Here is a 22,143-nt window from a genome sequence, read left to right as displayed (position 1 = left end):
ACTTTGTTAGCCTGTTACTTTGTTAGCCTGTTACTTTGTTAGCCTGTTACTTTGTTAGCCTGTTACTTTGTTAGCCTTAAGCCCGCCCAGCATTCGCGGGCCCTCAGCATCGATAATCTATAAATATTGAATATTTTCAATATCGCCCTTGACGTAAAACATTAAACACCATTAGTCTAAACAACACATGGCCACAGCATCCGCGCAACAACACCAAGATAACTTGGAGGGGTCAATCCGCGTCCAAAATTCGCCAAAAAACCAGAAGAACTCAGCCTTCCCAAAACACATTAAACTTGAAGTTCATTTCAAACTTTAACGCCAAATCCGGCATCAAACCAACGAGATATACCCATGAAACTGATCGCCCTGATAATTGCAATGTGTAACGTACTAGAAGCCTTGCACAAGCTTTGGGAAACACTCAATTCCTAGGTCATGGCCGCTTCTCAGTACGTATATCTCTATTTCGAGGCGGTAACCCTCCTCACGTAGTCCTGGCACGCGGCCAGGGCAATCAGTCCTTGATCGCCGTCACCGGTGATGCCGACAATTCGTTGAGCAACCGCTGGGTCAAGTTCGGCTCGCGCCGCTCCATGAACCACGCCGCGGGTGCCGGCGGTGGCTGACACCCCACCGCCACCACCCGAGGCGGTGGTGTTGAGAAGGACTGACAGCCGCAGGTCAGCAGTAGCAAGCCGATCACGCAAGCGAGCTTGGTTCGATTGAGCATCGCGCAATTCCTTGTAGTGGGTTTCGTCATTCACTCGCAGGCGATCCTCCAGCGCCCGGCGGGCGTCTTGCTGCTCGCCCTGCCAATTGATCACCGACGTGGCGGCCTGCTCGCGATCCGCGCTGTACGCCTCGGCCTGTTCGGCCAGGGCCTTGCCGTAGACGTTGGCCTGCCAAGTCCAGGCCAGCCAGCCGCCCAAGGCGAGCCCCAGCACCAGCGCCAAGGCAGGCAATAACCAGCCCGGGGCCTTCACGCCAGCACCTCCAATGCACGCTGATACAGCGCCTTGCGATCCGCCAGACCGTTGGTGCCGCCATTGATGCGCTTGGTGATCGTGAGGAAATCGCCCTTGTCGGCCAGGGTGTTCAGGCCCGCACGCTGCCAAAACCAGCCAGCCGACAACGCGGCATAGACCGGGGTTTCCAGCAGCTCCGGGGTGTTGAGCAATCGAGCATCGCTGAACAGCGCTTCGCTACAGGCTTCATAGTTCGCCCGGCCCGTGACCTGAATCAGCCCCCTGCCCCGATACTTCTGGCCGTCGCCATCCGCTTCGGGGGTGTTACCCAGGCGCTTGGCCATGGCGCCGGTGTCGTACTTGCTAAGGTACTGATTGCTGCCCAGTTCGCGCACGTACAGGAGCTGGCCGGACTCGTGGCCGATCTGCGCGATGAACGCCGCCATGCGCAAGCGGGTGATGATCGCGTACTTGCTCATGGCTGCGTTGAGAGCAGGAACAAAAACGCCGGCTTTAGCGCCGGCGTTGGGGAGGATCTGCAGCAGCTGCTGCGCGGTAATGGTCATACGTGATTTCTCCAGTGGTGATGGGGTTTAGAGCTGCTCGACCCTGAGCGGCTTGGTTGCTTTCTTTTTCTTGCCCTTGGCTTTTGCTTTGCCCCTCTTGCCGCCGTTGCACTCGACCGTGGTGCTCCACCCAGACTGGGTGAACACCTGCTCGACCGAGTCCACCAGGTACTCGCCATCGAGGCCGACCTTGAAGCCTTGGGCATTGATCATGCGTTCAGCGAATAGATCGGTTCGGCCTGGCATCTCCAGGCGTACACCGGCGGTGCTGCGGTTGAATGCCGCCAGACGTGCCTTGGCGGCCTGCTCGGCAGCGGACTTGTTCGGATAGATGTGGCGGTCGGTGTGCACCGGCGGCAGGCCGTCCGGGGAATCCTCGTTGCCCAGGTCAACGACCCGCAGCTTTCCGCTCTTCTTGTCCTGGTGCTTGGTCTGCACCGCTTTGTGGGTGGTTTTGTCCCCCAGGCGAAACTGATAGCGGCTCACATCGCGGCGGGTGATGGTGACGGTGCCAAGGGTTTTGCCGCTCGCGCTCTGCCCGGCCTGCCGAGGCAGCACCAGCAACTTGCCGTCGGCCACCTTGGCTGTGCAGTCGTACTGCTTGGCCAGGCGGGTGATGAAGTTGAAGTCGGATTCGTTGAGCTGGTCGACTCGGGGCACCTTGGTGGTCACCGTGCACACTGGCTGCCAGCCGTTGCGGGTTGCCACATCGCGCGTGATCTGCTGCAGCGGGACGTCTTCCCAGCTACCGCTGCGGGTGGTCTTGCCACTGCCGCGCATGTCGCTGGCCTTGCCCCGGATCTCGATAGAGTCGGGCGGCCCCGTCACCACGACCTCGTCTACCGTGTAGCGACCCAGCCGGCTCAGTGACTGGCCGGCGTAACCCATGAACACCTCGATACTGGCACCACGGCTGGGCAGCGCCACCGCGCCATCTCGGTCATCGATGCGCAGCTCAAACTCGTCCGACTCCATGCCGGGCTTGTCCGAGGTCCGCAGGGTCAGTAGCCGGTCATTGATCAGCGCGGTGATGTTCTTGCCGTCCGCAACGATTCGGAATACAGGCGTCATGCAATGAGCCTCCCCCCTGGATGACACAGCGACCGGGACTTCATAAAATCCCGAGCCTTTGCCCCTACAGGAGTTGAGAAAGTGAAAAGGATTTTCGGATTGACGCTGTGCCTGTTGGCCGCCTCGATGGCACAAGCCGAACAGAAACTTCGGGTTATAGACCTGGGTGACGACGCCCCCGTGAGCGCCGAAGCCGCAGAGCGCGGTAGGCAGGCCATCGCCGCCCAAGAAGCAGCAAAGAAGATCAAGCCCGAGGAGGCTCGCAACTTCCTCAAACGCCTAAATAAGACGGTAGAGCACGGCCAAACCCTGGCGCTGTCCGGAGCTATGGACGGCAAACAAGCTCGCGATCAGGCCATTGCACTGAAGAAGCTAATGGACGAAAGCGACCGCTTCGGATCGCTGTTTGCCCCCTTCGCTAAGTGCCGCTCCGCCGCAATCGATGCCAACACTTCCTGGCAGGGCATGATTTCCCAGAACGTTCGGCAGTACTCAGAAGGCAACACGTCCTACCAGGCTAACGCCAAGGAATGCGCCCAGGCGGCCGGCTAATCCCATAGCTGCAGCGCAGCCTCTGTCACCACCGGAAGATCCGGCAGTACGATCAGCACCCCAGCCCGGAACGGCTGGGGTTCGTCGGCCAGCCCCTGGTTGGCATCCAGCACCGCTTCGACACTGCCATTCAGGTGTCCGTAAAACTGGTGGCACAAGGTGTCGAGCAGATCCCCGTCAGACGTTCTGCATGTCGTCGCCATAGCTCACGAACTCCAGTGAAAAGCCCTGCTTACGCGGGATGCCCCCGGCTAGCAGGTGGCTTTGTTCTTCCTCAAGGCTTGTCAGGCACCAAGTGCCCAGCACTTCACCGTAGCCCGTGGTCAGGCTCAGCGGCTGCAACCGCCGCCCGATGCTGCGCAGCTTCTGCAACTGACCCAGCCCACCCTTGAACCCCGGAAACACCGCGCCCTTGAGGGTGATCTTGTCGTCACCCTGGCCCACCGCCTGCTGCGCGATGCTACGGGTCAGGCGTTCCTGCCCAGCCCAGCGGAACCCGGTCTGACGGCGCAGCTCTTCAAAGGCTGCAGTGTCGAGGTTGAAGTAATACGGCTGCCCGCCAGTCTTCAGCGGGTGAATGATCAGCAAGTGCGGGAACGGCTTCACCGCCTCGGCGGCCGGAGTACCCAGGCCGCCGAACGATCCAGTAGGAAGAATGTTGCCCAGGGAGGGGCTGATCTGCCCGCCGATCCGGTTGATAGCGGCACCGGCCTTGGCGGTCTGCTCCTGCAGCGTACCGAGACGCTGCTGAATCTGCCCCGCCGCCGACACGGCCTGGCTGTACTGAGCTGCCACTTCGCCGACGACGGACTGTGCGGCGGTGATGCCGCGCAGTGTCCGCTGCAGCTTGGCGCCCATCTCAGGCCCCACAAACGGGATGTTCTCCAACTCCGAGGCGGCGCCGGTAATTTCGCTGATGGCTCCGTTCAGTGGGGTCAGCATGCCATCCGCACTGCTGCGGCCCGCCTCCCCCGCGTCAACCAGGGACTGAAACCCCGACTGCAGTTGCTCCATGTACGCCATGGCACCTCCTTAAACGTGTGGTTCATCCGACAGCTGACGCGCCGCAGCCTGGCGGCTGTACTCGTCGAACATCCGGCGCATATAAGGCTCAACCTCCCGGGCCACCTGAGCCGGGTCTTTAACGTCCCCCTGCACCGTGACCTGCAGGCTCGGCGAGAAAGCAAACTGCTGATCGACCTTGGGCACCTGCTTCGCAGGTTCGGGCGCCTTGAGCATTGCCGGCACGGCAGCCGACGGTGAGGCTGACTCCATCGAGCGAACCACCTGCCCCATGACCGGGGGCGTCTGCCCGGTCTTGAACGATTTCGCGATGTCGCCCAGGACCGGCGGAATGTCCTTCCCGGCATTGGCCAGCATCAGCGGGCCCGCTGCGGGCATCCGCTTGAGCGACTCATCAGAACCGAACATCGACTTGCCAGCATAAGAGCCCAGGGCATCACCTCCCAGGTAACCGACAGTGCCCCCGATGGCAGCACCGATAGCACCCCCGATGGCAGTGCCAAGCCCTGGAACGACAGAGCCAATGGCCGCACCGGCAGCCAACCCCATTTTTGTCCCGACCAAAGCACCCGCCAGCCCCCCAGCCGCGCCGCCATAGCCCTCTGCTTTCTCGTCCTTGGTCTTGGCATTCTGGTAGGTGTCTGCAACCTTGAGGCCGGCACCCAGCACCGACAGGAAGGCCCCGCCTTTGACCACCGGTGCCAGCCCCTTGAACAGGGAACCTGCACCTTTTAAGGCTGTCGAGCCTAAACCCACCGCGCCTTTTGCAACGGTCCCCACACCGCCCCGGCTAAAAACACTCCTGAGCGCCCGCCCGACACTACCAAGTCGGCCGCGCCCCGCCCTTCCTGCCCGGGAGCCCCTGCCGCCTTTGCCTCCCTTCTTGTCCTTGCCACCATCGACGTCGTAATCACCTCCGCCCAACCCGCCGGCGTTGGTGACAAACACCCGCTGAATCGCGTTCGGGTTACCCATCAACGAACCGCGAGCCACATTGAGCAGGCCCTTGCCGATCTTGAAGGCGGACACCGCGCTCTTTAGCGCGACCAGCCCAGCCCCCAGGGCGGTAATCCCCATTACCAGGGGCGGGGCTTTCTCCGCCAAGCCAGTCAGCGACCTGGCCACCGTGGTGATGTGCTTGGCCACGGCATCCGTGGCCGGCCGCAGAGCATCCCCCACGGCCCGCATGCCATCGTTCATCGCGTGAACTGTTTCGGCCCACAGCTGCGAGGAGGTTTCCCGGCGCTCGGCCAGGTTCTTGTCGAGGATGCCCTTAGCGCTCAACGAATCTTTCTTGAGCTGCTCGTACAGCTCCCGGTTCTGCGAGTACGCCGTTAGTGCCGCCTTGACTTGCATGTCGGAGAACAGGTCGCCGGTGCGCAAGGACTGCTCCAGGGCGTTCAGCATGGCCTTGGCTTTGGCCGGATCCGCCTCCTTGCTGATCTTCGCCTGGGCCTCGGCCATCTTCGCGGCCTTGGCCGGGTCCGTGGCCTTGATGTACCGCATGGCCAGCTCAAAGCTCGACTCCAGGGTCGACATACCTTTCTGAACACCGGTACTCAGCGAGGCCTGGTAATCAATACCTGCATCCTTGTACGCCTTGACCACTTCCCCGGAACCGATTTTCTCCATCCAGTTTTTCAGGTTGTTGGCTGCCTCATCGGAGCCACCGGCAGTCTTCATCTGCACCTGCAGCATCGAGCCCAACTGACTCACCGCATCCATGCCGGTGATTTCCATCTTGCCCATGCCAGCCAGCAGCTGCGGAAACCAGCGCGCCATGTCGGACGCCTCAAAGCTGCCCGCCTGACCCTGCATCGCGATGGCTTCCAGGGCCTTCTCCATGACCTTCGGGTCGCTGATCTTGGCGTTCTGCTCCAGCGCCTGGATCATTTTGGCAGTGTCCTCACCACCCGAGCCCTGGCCCACGGCGAACTTGGCCGCCACCGGCGCATAGGACAGCGCCTTGTCCAGCTCCATCCCCGCGCCAACCAACTGATTCACCAGCTCGGCCACGTCGTTGCGGCCCATTCCGGTGTCTTGCGAGGTCTGAATGATGGTGCGGGTCAATTGGGCTTCTTGTGGCTTGTTCGCCACGTCGGCCTTGATCGCAATATCGCGAATGATCGCCTGATAGTCCGCACTGATCTTGGTCGGAATGGCTACCGCCCCGACACCGGCCACGGCCTGGCCAATGCTGGACTTGAGTCCCTCCTTGCCCTGCTGGATCTGCTGGTGCCCCTTGAGCTGCAGATCCGCACCCCGGGCCACTCGGCCGAGTGCCTGATATTCCTGGCGCAGCTTGTTGACCTGGACACCCTGCTTTTGCAGGCTGCTCAGGTTCCCTTCCAGCTTGCGCAACAACCCGGCGGCCGAGGCCGCACCGGTTTCGTGCGCCCGCCTCCATTCATCCCGCAGGCGCATGGTTTCGCCGATGGTGTTCTTCAGCACCTTGGCCTTGTTGCCTTGTTCCTCCAGCTTCTTGATCCGGCCCTCAACCGTCTTGAAGGCAGCCCCCACCGTCGAACTGACGGCGCCGCCGATCACCAGCCCCAACGCCAGCTTGCTTGCCATCTGATTCACCTATGCCCGAGTTGATGGGCTCAGTCCGTGAGCCACCAGACCATGTCGCTAAAGCGCATGGTCATGATTTCCTCAGCGGAGAAATGCAGCTCGCTCGCGAGCCGCTTCGCCGCCATCTTCATCACCGCAGGGTCAAAGTTCGTCGTCTTGCACCAGGCGAAAATAGCCGGCCTGCAGGCGCTGGTAATCCTTGAGGGTCATGCCCTCCAGGTCCTTGGAGCCGACCCCGGCCAAGCTGGCAAACAGCATCAGCTCGCGCTGTTCGTCGTCACCACCGGCGGCGGTGTTGGCGGCACGCACATCGCGCACGGTCGGTGCGCGCAGGGTGACCTTGTCGCAGACCACGCCATTCATCTCCACCGCCTTGGTGAGGCCCACGGCCACGCTCTCGGCGTTCAGAGTCATCCAGGCCGGTGTCTTTTTCGATGCTTGAGTCATTGCTGTTTTCCTTACAGGCCCAGGGCCGAACGTTGAGCGGCGAGCTGGTCGACGCCATTGATCACGCGCTTCATGCCCAGCGCATCGATCTCGTAGATGAGGCGGCCGTCCACTTCGAGCTTGTAGTAGGTCAACGCCACGTTGTGCTTGATCTCGGCCTTGTCGCCGGCCTTCCAGTCGCCCATGTCGACCTCTTTGAGCATGCCGCGCAGGGTGACAATCACCGGGGTGACCTTGCCCTTGAGGCCCTTGAAGGCGCCCCGGAACACGCCATTGAAGGCGGTACCGTCGGCCAGGCCGAAGAGTTTCAACGACTCGCGGCGCACGCCGGTGGTGGTAAAGCCGGCTTCCTGTTTTTCCATACCCATGTCCAGTTCCACCGGCAGGTCCATGCCGCCGGCCCGGTGTTCCTCGGTCTTGAGCGTGAGCTTGGGCAGGGTCAGGCTCGGGACATCACCCTGGAAGCTGATGCCATCGGCGAACAGGTTCATGTTCGCCAGGGTTTCGGGAATCATTGCCATTGCTGCGGCTCCTTAAGCGGCGGAATCGAGGACTTCGGTCAACCACTGGTTGGTGACCTCGACGCGGAAGTTGGGGTTTTCGGCGGGTGGCACGTCGGTAAAGCGGATATTCCAGTACACCTTGCCCTGCTCCAGCTGGCTGGCGGTGTTCAGTTCGGTGTCCGCGTAGACCTCAAAATTGATGATCGCGCCCTGGTTCTTCAGATCACGCATGAAGGCCTGCAGGCCCTCGGTCACATCCTTGACATAGGTCGCAGTGATCGAGCGGTCCACCGCCCATTTGTGGCCGAAGAGGATCGCGTCCATGACGATGTCCATGGTTCGCACCCGGGTGACAAACGCCCACTTCGGATCACTCGACAACGTACGGTTGCCCCAAAGCCGAAAGCCCGCATCACGAATGATCGTGGTGATGTTGGCGTTGTTCAGCAGGTTGGCCCGGCAAGTCTCGTCCCCATCCAGAAACTCAATAGGCCGAGTGGTACCGGTGAGGCCGACAAACTCCTTGTTCGAGGGCGAGGCCCAGAAGCCGTACTCGTTGTCGGTCCAGGCGAACAAGCCGGCTGCCCAGGCCGAGGCCGGCGCATCGACGGTGGCGCTCTCGCCGGTGTCCCAGTACTGAATACCCGGGTCGACCAGGTAGGCCCGCTTGGCGCCGAAGTTCTTGGCGTACTCCATGGCAGCCTCGTCGGTGGTGTTGGGGCCGTCGAGGATGGCCAGGCCGCGCAGCTTGTCGGCCAAGGCCACCAGGGCTGTGCCGACCGCCAGGGTCGAGCTGTGCTTGGGAGTCACCAGCAAACGCGGCTGGGCATTGAAACGGCTCTTGCCGTCCAGCAGCGCCTGCAGGCCGGTACGCTTGCCGCTGACCAACACCCCGCCGATGATTGCGGAGGTCTGCTGCGCGGCGTCCTGAACCTTGGCCACACCGCATGCAACGATAACCGCCTTGGCGCGCTGGTAGATGGCCTGGCAGGCCTTAGTGATGGCCGCATCCGGGCCCCAGGCCGCGATGGCCTCGCGCTCGTTGGTGATCAGCAACAAGTCGTTGGCCTTGGCGCTGAAGTCGGGCCCTTCGGTGAAGGTATCCACCAGACCGATGATCGAGGACGACGGCAGCGAGATAGTCCGCGTACCGGTGTCGACGTTGGTGACGGTGACGCCGTGAAAGAAACCACTCATGGATAAGCTCCAGACATGAAAAAGCCCCGCATGAGCGAGGCTGTGGGAGGAACAGGCGCCGAAGCGCGGGAAAGAAAACGCCCCGTCAGTGCGGGGCGCTTACTCGGATTGCTCGGTAATCCAATCCGGGGACAGTGGCCGATGGTCGACGGCCGGAAATTCAGCCCCGGCCGGCCAGTCGCGCAAGGCTCGGATGTAGGACAAAAGCTCGGCGTATTGCTGGGCCGTTATGGTGGTTTCAATGGCTAATTCGACCTCATCACGATGTCGATCACGTATCCAGGTCACCCGGACAATCTCCGCATCACGCCAGGCACGCTCGGCGGTATCAGGGTCGACCGGTCGCATGGACTGGAGAGCCAGGAAATTCAGGTATCGAGCGTCGTCATCCGCAACCGCAACAATGTTAGTCCAAAAGCTCTTGTCGGGCTCAGCCTCGAAGGCAAAGCGAACAACCCCATCAATCACTTGAAGGTGCTTCATATGAAATAACCTGTGATAAATGCGTTAAATATTGGAGAACCCGAGGCCGCGTTACTTGCCGACACCCACCAGGTCTGCGGCGTAATGATGGCTAGGTTTGAAAATGCGGACGTGTACAAGCCACCTCCTGTACTAACCGTTGCGGTTTGCCGCGCAAGCCCAAAGCCGGTAGCGGCGGAATAAATATCCATCGAGACGGTGCCGACACCTGAGCTCCCCAAGCCCATCAGCCCGTTTGCGCGCACGGCGTTAAGGGGAACCGCACCTGCTAAAGGAATAGGGGCAGAGGCAATTGCCGCCGCCCCGTTAAGGATTTGTCTCGCGCCTACCGTGACCATTCGATCTTCAACGAAACAGACATCGAAGTTGCCGGCGCCACCGGTTGGCACGACGGTTAACAGAGCGGACGCTGTGAATCCGAGGGGAGCGTTAGCACCACCGTAAAGCACTGGGGCAACCGCTGCCGTAGCATTCACGGCCATCAGGCTGCGCTCATTCGTGTTCGGGCTATACAGCGCATACAAAGCGACATATCCATTCACTGGCGATGCGCCTATATCCATCGCCCCCAGCCCCTTGACCGCCGACGCGAGATTGACCACCTGACTAAACGCTTTGAGCCGATAGGACTTGCCGTTAGCGTCTTGCAGCAATACCTCATCAGCGATAAAGGTGGCATTGGCCGATGCCTGTGGCACATTCATGCGCCCTCTTGAGGCGCCCGCCATTGGCCCCATCGCCTCGATTTCGGCCTTTGTGTAGGCGTCTTTTATGCCGAAGGCAGCCAGTGTTTCCGGGTTCGCTCCCGCAATAGCACGACCGAGCTTATCCACGGTCAAGCTACGGTAGGTCCCAGCGATGATACCCGTACGCCCTGCTACCACTTCAAAGCTCAGTGCAGTAGTGCCCAGCACAATCGGCCCATCCGTCGACAGTAGCCAGAGGGAGTCAGCGCCGGCTGTGCCCTGCTCCACCGCAACGAGCAGCCCTGGAGTTACCTTCGCGCTGCTGTCTGCATCAGCGGCCCGCTTCCAGATCTCGCCTGTGAGGTAGATTCCATTGTCCTTGGGCTGGGCCTGGTCCTTCACCAGCACCCGCGAACCCAAAGGCACCGGAACCCCGTCAATCGTCGGGGTCCCCGCCAGCTGAATCGGACCCGTGGTCGCCACCAGCACCGACGCCTTGGCATCCTGTCGGTTGACCGCATCGACAATCGAGTCATCGACATATTGCCGGGTAGCCAACACCACGGCCGGGTCGATCTTCAATACCACGCTGGCCGCGCTGGAGACGATGAAGTTCATGCGAACGACTTGGGTCCGGCCGGAGCCCTGGGACATCAGAGGCTTGTAACTCGGTGCGCAGTTCGCCACCGCAACCAGGGCACCGTCAGCGTCATACAAACCAATCTCACGAATCCACCAGCCACCCTCGTCGGCCGGGATGATCTGCTCGGCCACGATGATGTTCGGGTTCGCCGGGTCGACCGATAGTTTGTTCAGCGGACGGCGCCGGCGCTCGTTGATCAACCGGGTTTGCGCTCGGTCGGGGATTGGGTCGGTGCCATTGGCATCCCCCACCCCCATCTCGGTTAGCTTCCAGGGGATGCCCAGGGCATCGGCGTTGGCCTGCTTGGCCTCACCCGCCGCCGTAAGAATTGCGAAGAACTGACTGTTCGGGTCGATCATGGGTAGGTGTCCAATATGTCGATAGTGTGTTCACGCCCAGGGGTACCGATGTGGCAAATAAGGGCAATGGCTCCAGGGGACGGCGGATAAACGTCGACGCTGTCGGTTGAGTCTTCGCGGCCGGTGTTGCCGAGAACACCGGTCGTGACGATGTCGCGCAGCACAGGCGGATACACGTCGATTTCGTCGCCGAGGTTCAGCGCCACGCCGATGTTCAGTGCGCCTTTGGTTTCAAGACTGATCGCCAGGCCGGTCAGGTGCCGGGTGACCGGCTTGGCGTCGTCGATCAGGCGTTCCAGCTCCCGATACATCTCCTCTGTGATCCCGGTTTCGAGAACGCCGACCTTCAGGGCGAAGGTTCCGGGCACGCCTTGGGGCACGGTGTTGAACCACTCGATAATCTCGATCAGGTAACCCAGCGGTTCCACCACCCGCCGCAGCGCGCCGATGGTGCCTTTGCGCGCATGGATGAAAAACGAGGCCTTGATGGCGCTGCGCTTGACCGACTCCGACCAAGTCGGGTCCCAGCGATCCACGGACCAGGCCCACGCCAACTGCGAGAGCAGGTGCGCCGGACAGGTGTCGGGGTTGTAAAGCGTGCGCAGGATGCTGGCCGTGTCCTTGGTGTTGACCGCCTCCAGGCCGCGCTCCAGCGCCGAGCTGTTGATGGGGAGTAGGCTCGACATGTCAGGTCCCCAGCTTGAGGCTGTAGCCCGTGCAATACGCCGCTTGGGCTTGGGTCGGGGCTAGGTCCTGCCAACCCAGCAATTCCACCCGGGCCACACCTGCAACATGCAATTGCGCATCGATAGCCGAACGGGCGACCTCGACGCCCAATCGCTTGCGCGGATTCATCCAGGCTTTGAACCTGCGTTCTGCCTCCACCAGCGCGGCATCGCTTTCCGGGCCAGGGCCTTTCATGTGCAACACCGCATCCACGCGGTAACGCAGCACCTGGGCGCTCTGCACCGTGACTCGATCCGCCACCGGCCGCACATCATCATCGTTAACGGCCTTGGCAACAGCAGCGAGCAGTTCAGCCCCGGCGGTGCCATCGCCCTCCAGGCTCAGTACCGACACCGTCACGCAGGCGGGGGCCGGGCTTTCTGCTGATGCATCCGCCACAAACGCCGAGGCGTTGCGGGCATGCAGGATGTAGCTGTTGCGCGGGCCGGCGGTGGTCAGCCCCTCATAGGCCAGCTGGACGCGCTCGCGCAAGGCGTCATCCGACTCCTTGACGTCCTCGACCGGTGGTACAGCCTGGGGATCTCCCTCCTGGATCAGCAGGCGCCGCAGGTTGACGTTGGCAGCCAATTGATCCAGATCCGAGCCCTGGGCATGAGCCAGCAGCAGCGCCTTGGCCGCGTCGTTGATCCGGGCGCGCATCTGCATGTCGCCGTAGGCCACCAGTTCCAGTTGCTTGACGACCGGGTCACTCTCAAGCGCTGCGGTCCAGTTCTCCCCCATCGCCAGGCGAAACAGTGCCAACTTGCGCTGGTAAAGCTCTTCATAGTCCAGGGGTTCCAGCACCTGCGGCGCCGGCAGTGCCGCCAAGTCCAGTATGCTCATGCCGTTACCTCCAATATCGCGCTATCCCCCAGGTACTGGCCAACCAACTGAAAGCTGATCTGCCCACCCACCACAGCCACCACCTGCACCCGCTCCAGCTTCAACCGCGGTTCCCAGCGCAACAGCGCACGAGCCACCTCAGCCTGCACAGCGCTTTTCCACCCGCCGGTCACTGGCAAGTCGACGTAGCGGCGCAGGTTGCTGCCGTACTCCGGCCGCATCCGACGGCTGCCCAGCGGCGTGGTCAGGATGTCCTCGATGGACTGCCGCACATGCTCGATGCCCGACAGCGGCTGGCCGGTGCGGCGATCCATTCCGATCATCGCGCTACTCCTGCTGCAGATCCGGGTGCTTGCTCAGGTACTCCCGCGCGGCGCTATCCCCAGCGTCAGCGGCTACCCGCCCCTGGGCCACAGCCAGCTGGCGGCCGTCCGGCAGGATCAACACCCGGGAGGTGTAGAGGGTGTCGCGGAACACTGCAGGGCCAGCACTGCCCGATTCGTCGGTGAGTCTCTTGGGGGTGGACATGCTTTTCTCCAGGTACAAAAAAGCCGCTTTAAGCGGCTCGGGTTGAGTAACAGTTGCAGGGAAATCATTGCGGCGGCGCCGTTGCCCCAGGGCCCGGCAGCACTCCCAGGTGGGTATGGGTCGATCCAACATTCACCCCGTTGTGCTTCAAGCTCGCGCCGTTGATTTGTACTTCGCCATTCAAGGTGATCTGCCCGGTCAGCGTGATGGTGTCGGCCTTACCTGTAATGCTGCTATCCGTCACCACCGCCGAGCTGCCGCCGACCTGAATGGTCACCGTGCCACCGGGCAGGCTGATGGTGTAGCTCTTGGCCTGCCAGTCGTAGACCAGCGAGCCGCCATCGTCGAAGCGCCAGACCTCGACGTGGTCACGGTTATCCGGCTGCGCACCGGCGTTGCCGTACAGACCAGGGACGAAGGTGCCTTGTGCTGGCTCGCCACTGGGGCTGATCAAGGCCCCCTGCTCACCCAGACTCGGCGCCCGCCAGTGCCGAGCCTTACCGGCGGCCTGGCTGTGCCAGCGGACCCAGGCACTGGTCCAACCTGCGCCGTCGGAAACCCGCACCGCCCCGGCGGCTAGATCTACGCCGACCACACTGCAAGGGATGATCAGGCCGGCCAGCATACGGTCGTGTTGTGCGCTGACGTAGCTCACGACAACTCCTCCGGCCGGACATCACCGACACCCTCGCCCAGGTTAAACACCAACGTGCCCGGCGGCTGATCCGGCCATGGCCATTCCTCTTTGCCGAGGTATATGCCCTGGGTCCACTCCACGACCCAGACCGCGTACCCATCCAGCTCAGGCCGCGTCCAGTCCTGGGCCGACCGCACAAACTCGGCGGCGACCACTTCGACGCCCCAGGTCTGCATGCGTAACAGAACCGCAATCTGCGAAGCGACAAAGGCCGCTTGCTGCTGACACTGGGGCAGTTCAGATCCCACGATTACTCGCGCCTCAAAGCGAGCGTCCAGCGCCGTTTCGCCGGTCATCTGATCGCTACCTGGCTCCAGCTCCACCAACTCAATCACTACCGCCGGGATCGCCACACGATCCAACAAATCGGGCATGACCGCGACATAGGCCAAGCCAGGGATGGCATCACGAATGTGTCGCTCTATCGCGATGTACAACTGATCCAGGCTGAAAGGTTCATCAGGCACGTTTGCCACCTCGCAGATACTTCTGCAGCTCAAAGTTCAGTTCCTGTTCGAGGATTTCCAGCAGCCTTTCATCGGCACGCCTGGCCCACTCCTCAAAGATCGGCCGTACGTCATCCAGCGACACCTTGGCCTTGGCCAGGGGGAAGCGGTTGTCGTTCTCGTTGATGAACCCAGAGCGCCGCTTTCCCTCCCGTGTTTCGGGGTAGTCGCTCGGGTCGTAGTGCTTGCTGCCAGTCCGAATCCAGATGTCGGCCTGGCTGCCATAGACCTTCTTGAAGAAGGCCCCCTGATAGCGCCGCCCCGCGACCGACACACCCGACCGATTCTGGCGGGCCCGACCGATCCGGCTCGACTCAATCGGGTTGATACCGAACCAGAGCTTGCCCTGTCCGTTGCTGTTGATGGGGTAAGCCCGCAAACGCTGGCGAACCGCCCCAACGGCAATGCGCTCCTTGCTGCTGACAGCCCGGGCGATGTAGGTCCGCAACCAGCGCAAGGTCTTGTTGATCGCCCGGCGCTGGGCTGCAGCTGCTGCCTTGGGCACCACGGCCGCAAAGTCCTTGAACGCCTGCAAATCGACGGCCGAGGGCTGCAGCGTGATCATGCCCTCACTGGCCGATTGTCGAGCGTAGCTGCCGATGCTCATGGATTGATCCTCAGAATGAGACTGACCAGGCCATCGCCTCCTGGCTCAATCAGAACCAAGGTGTACAGGCCACCTCCATCGTGCGCGGGCAGATCGATGCGCACCTGCTGACGTACCTCTACCCCCTCGGCATCCGATACACGGATCACCAGATGTGGCTCACGCAGCCCCGTGTTCATCTTGCCGAGCTTGGGTTGCAGCCAAGGCGCCGAGAACATCCCCAGCACCTCGCGCCCTTCGATGTAGGCCGTATCCCCCAGCGTCTCGAACACCGCATCGTCAACATCGGCGACCAGCTCGCGAATGCCCACGGCTACATCTCCAGCAGGATCTGCGCCAATGGCCGCGTGCACAGGTGCAGCGGGTTGGACTGCGCTTCGCCGGCCATGCCCTTGCCGAACGGCATCGGCTCGATCTTGCTGTAGTACGGCAGGCCCTCGGTGTTGGCCGTCTCCATGTAGTCAGCCGGGGCAAACACAGAAACGTAGAGATCAGGCACACCCTCGGGAATCAGCAGGGCTTGGTCGGGGTGAACAAACTGAACCCCAGCGACCTTGCCGCGATAGCGCTCCCACACGATGCCGCCGAACTCAAAGCTCTCTCGGGCATCCCCTCGCAGTGCTGAGGCTTGCTGAGTGTTGAGGAAGGTTTCCTTAACCTTCTCGTGGGCAACCAGCTTATTCCAGAAGTTTTTGCCGCAAAAAGCCCGGGCGCCGGTACTGGTAATACTACCCAGCGCCTCCTCTTGCTCGTCCAGAGCATCGCCGCATTTCTCGCGGACTTCAGTGTCTGGACTGTTGAGCCCCATCTTCACTTTCTTCCGGGTGACGCCGAAGGTCTTGTAAATATCCAGCAACACGGTCTTGCCATCAGCATCGAGGATTTGGCCGTTCAAAGCCCCCATACGCTGGAATTCATGGGTAGCGTCCAGCTGTCGGCGACACTTGGCCAAACGCTTGTTGACCGCGTCCTGTACCGACTGCAGCTCGCTGCGGGTTCCGAAAGCACGAATGCCCTGGATCTCGTCCGCCTTGATCGAGAAGCGCTGCGGCAGGTGCACGGTGTTGAACGGAATCATGGTGCGCTTGCTACCAGCAACCACCAGACCGGAGGTGCCACGCTCGCCGGCCGGAACCAGGCCGATGGTGTCGCCGTCCTTCTCGATCTGCACTGTCAGGGTGGTGATGCCTTCCTCCCTGAACAAGCCCATGCTGCCGATGCGACCTGGCAGGTATTCCTGCTCGTTGATCGCCGCAGTCAGCGAAGAAACCGAAAATGCGTCGTCGTTGAAAATCTCAATGTCAGCCATGAAACCATCTCCAGAAAGCAAAAAACCCGCAAGGGCGGGTTCGATAAACGAGGGTGAAACGCCTTAGCGGACGATCACGAAGTGACTAGCCAGGGCCTTCTCAGCTGCCAGATCGAAGCCGGTCAGACAAGCCTCACTGACCTCAGCAAGACGAACCACGGCGCGACCGCGTCGCACTACATCCGACTCGCCCAGTGGGCCGTAGAGGATGGCCTGAGCGTTCTCGCTGCCATCTTCTGCGGTCGGGTTGTACGGTGCGAACTGGCCGGTGGCAGTGACCAACCCGAGGATCTGGCCGGGCTCCAGCGCCGGGCCAGCGGCGACGTTGATGGCTTCGCGGGAGATATTGCCGGTGCCTTCGGACAGCAGGAATTCACCCGCATGCATCGGCTCACGTTGAACAGTCATGGTCTGGTTCCTTTCGCGGATGGTTGATGTGCAGCTTGGCGAGCAGCCCAGATCGAAGGCTGGTCGATTTTTTTGGCCTGTACCTTGGGCGGCGGGTCGTTTTCCAACGGCAGGCTGTTGTTGATTTCGAAGCCCTTACCCGTGCCCACCAGCTTGTCGAACAAGCGAGCGCGAACACTGGCTGTGTCCAAACCGGCCGCCACAAACTCGGCGCTGAACTCCGGCAGTCGAGCGGCTACGCACAGATCATTGATGGCCTTGGCCCGAGTCAGGCCTGCCTGGACCACTGCTTCACTTTCCAACTGGGTGGACTTGAGCAGCGGTTCTACCAGGTTGCTGATACCGGATTCAGTGCAGCGCTGAGTGATGAGCAGAGCCAGTTGGGCAGCGTCCACCACAGGAGCGGACTCGGGCGGAGTAGTCGGCTCGTCAGGGACCGCTGGGGGCTGCTCGTCCAACTGGGCCAGCAGCCCGGCGGGAGCGTTGCGAAAGCGCCGCAGCGCATCACCACGACCCAAGCAAGCGTTGACCTTGACCCCGTCCCCTACTTCATCCGCCAGGCCCAAGGCTAAAGCCTCGTTGGCGGTCAGCCAGGTCTCAGCATCGACCAGGCGCCGCAGCTCGGCATCGTCGATGTCCGGGGCTTTGGACTTGTACGCCGCGATGATCGCTTCCAGGGTCTGGTCCAGCACATCGGCGACCTTGCGAAAGTCCCCAGCATCGCCAGCCGCATAGGTCCATGGGTTGTGAATCATCAGCATGGCGTTGGCGGCGATTACCACCCGGTGCGCGCCGCACACTGCCACACTGGCAGCACTGGCGGCCAGGGCGTCTACCCGGCCAGTACAGCGCTCGCCCAAGCGCGAAAGCGCGTTGTGCATTGCCAGACCGTCGAACAGATCCCCACCAATGCTGTTGAAGGCGACCACCACCGGAGACACTCCGTCGTCCAGGACCCGCAGGTCCTGCACAAACTGATTCGCCGTCACGCCCCAGGCGCCGATCTCGCCATACACGAACACTTCGATGTTACGTTGCTCGGCTTCGCCGCTGGCTCGCAGCGTGTACCAGGTCTGATCCTTGACCGGCACCAAGGCGCCGGCAGCGTCGTAGACGCGGACCTGAGTTTTCTTGCTCATGGTTGCTCCTTGTCGTCGAGCAGCTCGACGCTTTCGAGGGTGTTGTAATTGAGGCCCAGGCCGTTGGCCCGCTCCAAATCAGCGGCGTTTTCCGCATCGACCGTTTCGGCGTCGTAGCCGGTACGCAGGCACATCTCGCTGCGTGAGGCGAAGCCGGCCTGCACTTCCATGCGGCGAGCCTGTACGTCTTGCACCGGCTGGAGGTATGGCCACCCTTGCGGCACCCAACGGGTTCGCAGGTATTCACGGCGGCGCTGGGCGTAGTCCGTCAGTTGCACAGCACCGGACAGCACCGCCATATCCAACCAAGCCGCACGCACCGGGCGGCACAACTGGTGCACGTAAACGCCGAACTGCAGCTGCTCCAGGCGCCGACGAAACTCGTTCAGCACCACCCGCATCACTCGATCGTTGATGTCGCGCATATCGCCGGTAACGATCTCGTAGGGCACGCCCGCCCCCGCAGCGGCGGCCATCAGTTGCTGACGCATAAAGTCCGGGTAGTTGTTGCCCGCATCCGGAGGTTTGGAAAACTCGACCTCCTCCCCGGGCCCTAGCTCCTGCATGGTCCCCGGCTCCAATGCCACCATGGGTGTGAACCCGTCTCGATCCAGCGTCAACGGCTGACCGGTGACAGGATCGAGTGGTGGCGGACCACCTTCCGGCGTGGGCCGGGTGATGAAGCCTGCGAACAGGTTCGCGACCTCCTGCCGGAACAGCACCGCGTCATCGTAGTTATCGAGACTGCGCAGGCGTTTCAGCACCGGCGACAGGCGCGGTACGCCACGCAGTTGGCCGGGCTCCAGCGGATCGAAGATGTGCAGCACCTGGGTGGCTGGCACTCGCACCAGCTGGTTATAGCCGCCGCTCAGAGTGGAAGACTCTCCCGGGTGCGAGCGATACATCCAATACGCCACCCGCTTGCCTACGCCGTTGAACTCGATCCCGGCCCGAATGACATTGCCGTCGCGGGTGGTTTCAAACTTGTCATGGGGCACAAACTCCGGCGCCAGTAGCTGCACCTGCAAGGGCACCGCCAGGCCATCCTCAGTCCGACGAGGCCGCAACCGCACGAAGCATTCACCCGAGGTTTCCACCGTCCGGGCGACCAGGGCCTGCTGGCCATAGAAGTCGGTCAGGTCGTCGGCATCCGACTCGTCCACCCAATCCTCCCACAGCACCTGCAATTGCTTGCGCAGGTCGTTGTCGTCGGTCTGGGCCCTAGGGGTGATACCGGTGCCGATCAGGTTGCTGACCCGCTTGTCCACCACGTTGAAGGCGTAGGGGTCGTTGCGCACCGCCGCCCTGGAGCGCGAGCGCAAGTTGCGCAAGGCCGGGGTATTGATGCTGTTGAGGCTACTGTCCGGGGCGTCCCAGCCCACCGAGCGGCGCCCCTCCCCGGCGCCTTCATAGCTGGCCTTGATGTTCGATGGCAGCAGGAAGCCTTGACGGCTCAATGTAGGGTAGTGGCGAGCCATTACAGTCCCTTGCCCCCATGGTAAAGGCGAACCACGCGGGAGCGTGGGCCAGCAGCTGCAGCAAGGCTGCCTCGGATCTCCTCGCGAGCCCTGAGCAGTTCGTCCACCGTCCGGTATTCAACCGTGCGGTCGCCATAGCGCACGGTTTTTTCACCGCGAGCGATAGCCGCCTCGATAGCGTCGAGGTGTTTCTGGGTAAAGGACATATCAGCGTCTCTTGAGATAGCCGCTGGTGGACATGCGGCGTTGAGGTTGCGGCGCAACGGGTTGGGCCCTTACGACAGGCACAGCAGGCGGCGGAGCCGACCGCTCGATGGTGGCCGGCTCCGGTTCATCAGTCGCAGGCTCTGGCGACACCACCTGCTGGCCGGCCTCGTCGTCGAACAGCACGCCCTGGGCCAGCGCCTGCCGGACCCGCTCCCAGTCAGCATCTAGGTAGCGATTGATGCCCAGGTAATGGGCCATCGCCAGGCAATACACCATCAGGTCGAGCGCTTCGTTTCGGTCTGCCTTGCCCTTCACCCACTCGATACGCTTATAGCCTTTGACATAGCGGGCCACCTTGCTTTCGGCCACGCACTGGTCAAAGAACTCGTCGGGCAAGTCGTTGGCGAAGTGCAGTGCACCAGGGCCGCTTTCGAACGGATAGCGGTTGTAGATCCAGTCCTTGGCGGTATCGGTGCCGACGAACCACAGCTCGGCGCCGTTGCGTTCGGTCTGCCCGCGCCAGGTGACGTCGACCATCGACGGGCGCTGGGCAATAACCGGACGCCCGGGCTTGCTCGCCCCCTTGATGGCGAAGATGTTGCGCCACCGACGAAGGCGGCAGAACTGGTAAACCTCGTCCGTGTGGTGACCACCGGAGTCGACGCCAGCGGCCAGGATCGCCAGTGCGACACCGCAAGGATGCCGATACCGGGCCTTTAGCTTCTCGTCCAGCACATCCCATGTCTTCTGGTTCGCCGGATCGCCCCAAATCACTTGGTGGTCGATCACCCAGCGCTCCAAGCCAACACCGAAGCCCATCACCATCAGTTCCAGGCGGTTGGCCTGCACGTCGACCGCAGCGGTCAGCAGCAGGACGCCTGCCGGCATCGAGCCGAGACTGTAGCGTTCAAGACGGGCCCGGTCCCGTAGGACGTGGGCCTTGGTTTGCTCCTGGGCGCTGTCCCAGACCTTGGCCAGACGGGTGTTATAGAACACTTGCATCGGCTCCAGGTTGCCAGCGGCTTGGGCCTTCTTCGCCTTTTCGTACTGCCGGGCCAAGGTTCGCCAGTCGGTCCAGCCGGATGGGGCATACAAGGCGTTGAGGTAGAACCCCACGGTTTCCCCGTCGCCGTCGGCATGAGCCCGCCACTCCCCATTAGCCAGCATCCACCCTTTGTGATGCTCCTCGATCAGGACATCACACTCAGGGCCGGCGCACTGGTAGTGCGCCACGCTGAAATCCGGGGAGTACAGCAGGCGTTCCCACTCCAGAACCTGATGATGGCCACAGGTTGGGCACGGCACGTAGTAATGCCGCTGATCGCTCGACTCGAACAGATCGCTGATCCGCGAGGCGCCCTTGATGGTCGGTGAGCTGGAGAAGTAAAACTTGGCGTTGCGGCCGAAGGTACTGCCCCGGGCTTCCGCCAGTTCGATGGGGTCGCCCTCCTCGCCCACATCGACCTCCCAACGGTCCACCTCGTCACCGTACACATACCGGGCCGACAGCTCGGCAAGGTTGGCGGCAGAGCCGGCCGTGGTCACGTACAGTGAGCCGCCTTCGAACTCCTTGGTGTCCATGGTGTTGCGGGAGTCGCGGGAGCGGCTGGACGCCACACGCTTATTCAGCTCCGGGGTGGCCTTGATCGTCTTGCCGATCCGCGACGACACCCGCTTGGCCAGTCCCAGGCTCGGTAGCAAGGTCAGGATATTGGATGGGGCCATGTGGATCAGGCCGCCGATCCAGTTCAAGGCGATTTGAGTTTTCATCAGCTGCGAGGCCACCATGGTCACCACCCGTTTGCAGGGGTGGGCCGGGGACAGGCATCGCATGGGTTCTCGTGCGTACGGCGTCCGGTCCGTGCGGTACTTGCCGGGCTCTGCGGCTCCCGTGTCACGCGGGATTCGCATGTATTCATCTGCCCATTCGTCAACCCATAGTTCAGGGTCTGGCTGTAGCCCTCGGCAATACGCATCGCGGTACACCTCTGCACCGTTTGCGTATTCGGGCATAGGTCTAGCTCTGTGTGATGGCTTGTTGTAGGTCGGCACTGGTCATGCGCCCAGCGTCCTCAAGGGCTCGGCGAAACGCCCCGGTCAGGTGCCGCTCGATTTCCCAGGGATCGCTCAGCGCGGCAACCTCGGCAGCCAGTTGCGGCGACATGCCGAACAACAGATCACGAACCATGCGCCCGGCGTTGTAGGCCGCGACCGTTACCGCCTCGCGGTCAACGAGGTCACCCTGGACCTTATAAAACTCAGCCTCGGCCAGTCTGGCCAGGTAATGCTCCCGGTGGGCGCGGGACTTCTGGAAATCCGGGCCTTTACTGGGAAGTTGCGGCACCGCATCGGTTTCGACCGTCGGCACCAAACCGCTGCGCACATCGCGATCAATGCGTGCCTCTTCGTGCCGAGCCGCCACGGCCGCCTTGCTGGGGTCTGCCGATTCAGCCAGCAGAGCCTCGGTGGCCTCCAGCTCGATCTTGCCGTCTGCGGTCAGCACCAGCCGATCTTGCTTGGCCAGCTTGGAAACGTAGGACTTAGCCCAGCCGCGCCGCGCTGCAAATTCCGACTTGCTGATAACGGTCATGTGATTGACGTCCAGTTAACCCAATGAATACGG

The 22,143-nt window shown here is 62.1% G+C and carries 27 protein-coding genes; 1 reads left to right on the top strand and 26 read right to left on the bottom strand.

Annotated features, from left to right (window positions below; genetic code table 11):
- Nucleotides 1–464: 464 nt before the first annotated feature.
- From ACUXVH_RS31155 to ACUXVH_RS31145, 3 genes are read right to left on the bottom strand one after another with little or no spacing between them, the layout of a single operon-like run.
- Nucleotides 465–986 carry a lysis system i-spanin subunit Rz gene (locus ACUXVH_RS31155; RefSeq protein ID WP_123397432.1) on the bottom strand — a complete coding sequence of 174 codons (522 nt, stop codon included), beginning with the start codon at nt 984–986 and terminating at the stop codon, nt 465–467.
- On the bottom strand, nt 983–1,534 hold the full coding sequence (locus ACUXVH_RS31150) for a glycoside hydrolase family 19 protein (protein WP_123397433.1): 552 nt from the start codon (nt 1,532–1,534) through the stop codon (nt 983–985). The genes ACUXVH_RS31155 and ACUXVH_RS31150 overlap by 4 nt, the downstream gene beginning before the upstream one ends.
- 27 nt (nt 1,535–1,561) lie before the next feature.
- On the bottom strand, nt 1,562–2,605 hold the full coding sequence (locus tag ACUXVH_RS31145; RefSeq protein WP_123397434.1) for a phage late control D family protein: 1,044 nt from the start codon (nt 2,603–2,605) through the stop codon (nt 1,562–1,564).
- Nucleotides 2,606–2,686: 81 nt separating this feature from the next.
- On the opposite strand from ACUXVH_RS31145, the gene ACUXVH_RS31140 reads away from it, so the two are divergent.
- Complete coding sequence (locus ACUXVH_RS31140) at nt 2,687–3,157, top strand: hypothetical protein (RefSeq protein ID WP_148053576.1); 471 nt, start codon at nt 2,687–2,689, stop codon at nt 3,155–3,157.
- Here the strand turns inward: ACUXVH_RS31140 and ACUXVH_RS31135 are convergent.
- The 23 genes from ACUXVH_RS31135 to ACUXVH_RS31025 all read right to left on the bottom strand — a co-directional run bounded on the left by ACUXVH_RS31135 (nt 3,154) and on the right by ACUXVH_RS31025 (nt 22,110).
- Nucleotides 3,154–3,360: a tail protein X gene (locus tag ACUXVH_RS31135; protein ID WP_072444059.1), complete on the bottom strand. Its 207-nt coding sequence runs from the start codon at nt 3,358–3,360 to the stop codon at nt 3,154–3,156. The genes ACUXVH_RS31140 and ACUXVH_RS31135 overlap by 4 nt on opposite strands.
- Nucleotides 3,335–4,180 (bottom strand): phage tail protein, encoded by an 846-nt coding sequence (locus ACUXVH_RS31130; protein ID WP_185043298.1) that lies wholly within the window; start codon nt 4,178–4,180, stop codon nt 3,335–3,337. The genes ACUXVH_RS31135 and ACUXVH_RS31130 overlap by 26 nt, the downstream gene beginning before the upstream one ends.
- A gap of 9 nt (nt 4,181–4,189) precedes the next feature.
- Nucleotides 4,190–6,754, bottom strand: coding sequence for a phage tail tape measure protein (locus tag ACUXVH_RS31125; RefSeq protein WP_445496802.1), 2,565 nt, complete (start codon nt 6,752–6,754; stop codon nt 4,190–4,192).
- A gap of 141 nt (nt 6,755–6,895) precedes the next feature.
- Nucleotides 6,896–7,201, bottom strand: a complete 306-nt coding sequence (locus ACUXVH_RS31120) for a phage tail assembly protein (RefSeq protein ID WP_445496800.1) — start codon at nt 7,199–7,201, stop codon at nt 6,896–6,898.
- A gap of 11 nt (nt 7,202–7,212) precedes the next feature.
- Nucleotides 7,213–7,722 carry a phage major tail tube protein gene (locus ACUXVH_RS31115; RefSeq protein WP_041118645.1) on the bottom strand — a complete coding sequence of 170 codons (510 nt, stop codon included), beginning with the start codon at nt 7,720–7,722 and terminating at the stop codon, nt 7,213–7,215.
- 12 nt (nt 7,723–7,734) lie between these two features.
- Nucleotides 7,735–8,901, bottom strand: coding sequence for a phage tail sheath subtilisin-like domain-containing protein (locus ACUXVH_RS31110; RefSeq protein WP_445496798.1), 1,167 nt, complete (start codon nt 8,899–8,901; stop codon nt 7,735–7,737).
- A 99-nt stretch (nt 8,902–9,000) separates the two neighbouring features.
- Nucleotides 9,001–9,384: a phage tail assembly chaperone gene (locus tag ACUXVH_RS31105; RefSeq protein ID WP_123397439.1), complete on the bottom strand. Its 384-nt coding sequence runs from the start codon at nt 9,382–9,384 to the stop codon at nt 9,001–9,003.
- Nucleotides 9,381–11,072 carry a phage tail protein gene (locus ACUXVH_RS31100; RefSeq protein ID WP_123397440.1) on the bottom strand — a complete coding sequence of 564 codons (1,692 nt, stop codon included), beginning with the start codon at nt 11,070–11,072 and terminating at the stop codon, nt 9,381–9,383. The genes ACUXVH_RS31105 and ACUXVH_RS31100 overlap by 4 nt, the downstream gene beginning before the upstream one ends.
- Nucleotides 11,069–11,758 carry a phage tail protein I gene (locus ACUXVH_RS31095; RefSeq protein WP_445496795.1) on the bottom strand — a complete coding sequence of 230 codons (690 nt, stop codon included), beginning with the start codon at nt 11,756–11,758 and terminating at the stop codon, nt 11,069–11,071. Before ACUXVH_RS31095 ends, ACUXVH_RS31100 begins: the two co-directional genes overlap by 4 nt.
- A gap of 1 nt (nt 11,759) precedes the next feature.
- Nucleotides 11,760–12,641 (bottom strand): baseplate assembly protein, encoded by an 882-nt coding sequence (locus ACUXVH_RS31090; protein ID WP_123397442.1) that lies wholly within the window; start codon nt 12,639–12,641, stop codon nt 11,760–11,762.
- Nucleotides 12,638–12,964 carry a GPW/gp25 family protein gene (locus tag ACUXVH_RS31085; RefSeq protein ID WP_123397443.1) on the bottom strand — a complete coding sequence of 109 codons (327 nt, stop codon included), beginning with the start codon at nt 12,962–12,964 and terminating at the stop codon, nt 12,638–12,640. Before ACUXVH_RS31085 ends, ACUXVH_RS31090 begins: the two co-directional genes overlap by 4 nt.
- 4 nt (nt 12,965–12,968) lie before the next feature.
- The gene (locus ACUXVH_RS31080; RefSeq protein ID WP_445496792.1) at nt 12,969–13,169 is read right to left on the bottom strand and encodes a hypothetical protein; all 201 of its coding nucleotides are present in this window, start codon (nt 13,167–13,169) and stop codon (nt 12,969–12,971) included.
- Nucleotides 13,170–13,233: 64 nt separating this feature from the next.
- Nucleotides 13,234–13,824, bottom strand: a complete 591-nt coding sequence (locus ACUXVH_RS31075) for a phage baseplate assembly protein V (RefSeq protein WP_445496790.1) — start codon at nt 13,822–13,824, stop codon at nt 13,234–13,236.
- Nucleotides 13,821–14,333, bottom strand: coding sequence for a hypothetical protein (locus ACUXVH_RS31070; RefSeq protein ID WP_445496788.1), 513 nt, complete (start codon nt 14,331–14,333; stop codon nt 13,821–13,823). The genes ACUXVH_RS31075 and ACUXVH_RS31070 overlap by 4 nt, the downstream gene beginning before the upstream one ends.
- The gene (locus ACUXVH_RS31065; RefSeq protein ID WP_445496786.1) at nt 14,326–14,979 is read right to left on the bottom strand and encodes a hypothetical protein; all 654 of its coding nucleotides are present in this window, start codon (nt 14,977–14,979) and stop codon (nt 14,326–14,328) included. Before ACUXVH_RS31065 ends, ACUXVH_RS31070 begins: the two co-directional genes overlap by 8 nt.
- Nucleotides 14,976–15,290 carry a head-tail joining protein gene (locus ACUXVH_RS31060; RefSeq protein ID WP_207815447.1) on the bottom strand — a complete coding sequence of 105 codons (315 nt, stop codon included), beginning with the start codon at nt 15,288–15,290 and terminating at the stop codon, nt 14,976–14,978. Before ACUXVH_RS31060 ends, ACUXVH_RS31065 begins: the two co-directional genes overlap by 4 nt.
- Nucleotides 15,291–15,292: 2 nt before the next feature.
- Nucleotides 15,293–16,288 carry a major capsid protein gene (locus ACUXVH_RS31055; RefSeq protein ID WP_258611629.1) on the bottom strand — a complete coding sequence of 332 codons (996 nt, stop codon included), beginning with the start codon at nt 16,286–16,288 and terminating at the stop codon, nt 15,293–15,295.
- Between the two features lie 63 nt (nt 16,289–16,351).
- Nucleotides 16,352–16,696 carry a head decoration protein gene (locus ACUXVH_RS31050; protein WP_306382748.1) on the bottom strand — a complete coding sequence of 115 codons (345 nt, stop codon included), beginning with the start codon at nt 16,694–16,696 and terminating at the stop codon, nt 16,352–16,354.
- Nucleotides 16,693–17,835, bottom strand: coding sequence for a head maturation protease, ClpP-related (locus ACUXVH_RS31045; protein ID WP_445496783.1), 1,143 nt, complete (start codon nt 17,833–17,835; stop codon nt 16,693–16,695). Before ACUXVH_RS31045 ends, ACUXVH_RS31050 begins: the two co-directional genes overlap by 4 nt.
- Nucleotides 17,832–19,313 carry a phage portal protein gene (locus ACUXVH_RS31040; protein WP_445496781.1) on the bottom strand — a complete coding sequence of 494 codons (1,482 nt, stop codon included), beginning with the start codon at nt 19,311–19,313 and terminating at the stop codon, nt 17,832–17,834. Before ACUXVH_RS31040 ends, ACUXVH_RS31045 begins: the two co-directional genes overlap by 4 nt.
- Nucleotides 19,313–19,519 (bottom strand): phage head-tail joining protein, encoded by a 207-nt coding sequence (locus ACUXVH_RS31035; protein ID WP_065364517.1) that lies wholly within the window; start codon nt 19,517–19,519, stop codon nt 19,313–19,315. Before ACUXVH_RS31035 ends, ACUXVH_RS31040 begins: the two co-directional genes overlap by 1 nt.
- Nucleotide 19,520: 1 nt before the next feature.
- Nucleotides 19,521–21,533, bottom strand: a complete 2,013-nt coding sequence (locus ACUXVH_RS31030; RefSeq protein WP_065364518.1) for a phage terminase large subunit family protein — start codon at nt 21,531–21,533, stop codon at nt 19,521–19,523.
- Between the two features lie 4 nt (nt 21,534–21,537).
- The gene (locus ACUXVH_RS31025; RefSeq protein WP_445496779.1) at nt 21,538–22,110 is read right to left on the bottom strand and encodes a terminase small subunit; all 573 of its coding nucleotides are present in this window, start codon (nt 22,108–22,110) and stop codon (nt 21,538–21,540) included.
- Between the last annotated feature and the right edge of the window lie 33 nt (nt 22,111–22,143).

This window comes from Pseudomonas sp. 8(2025), from assembly GCF_052665325.1.
This window is presented reverse-complemented; position numbering and strand designations above follow the sequence as displayed.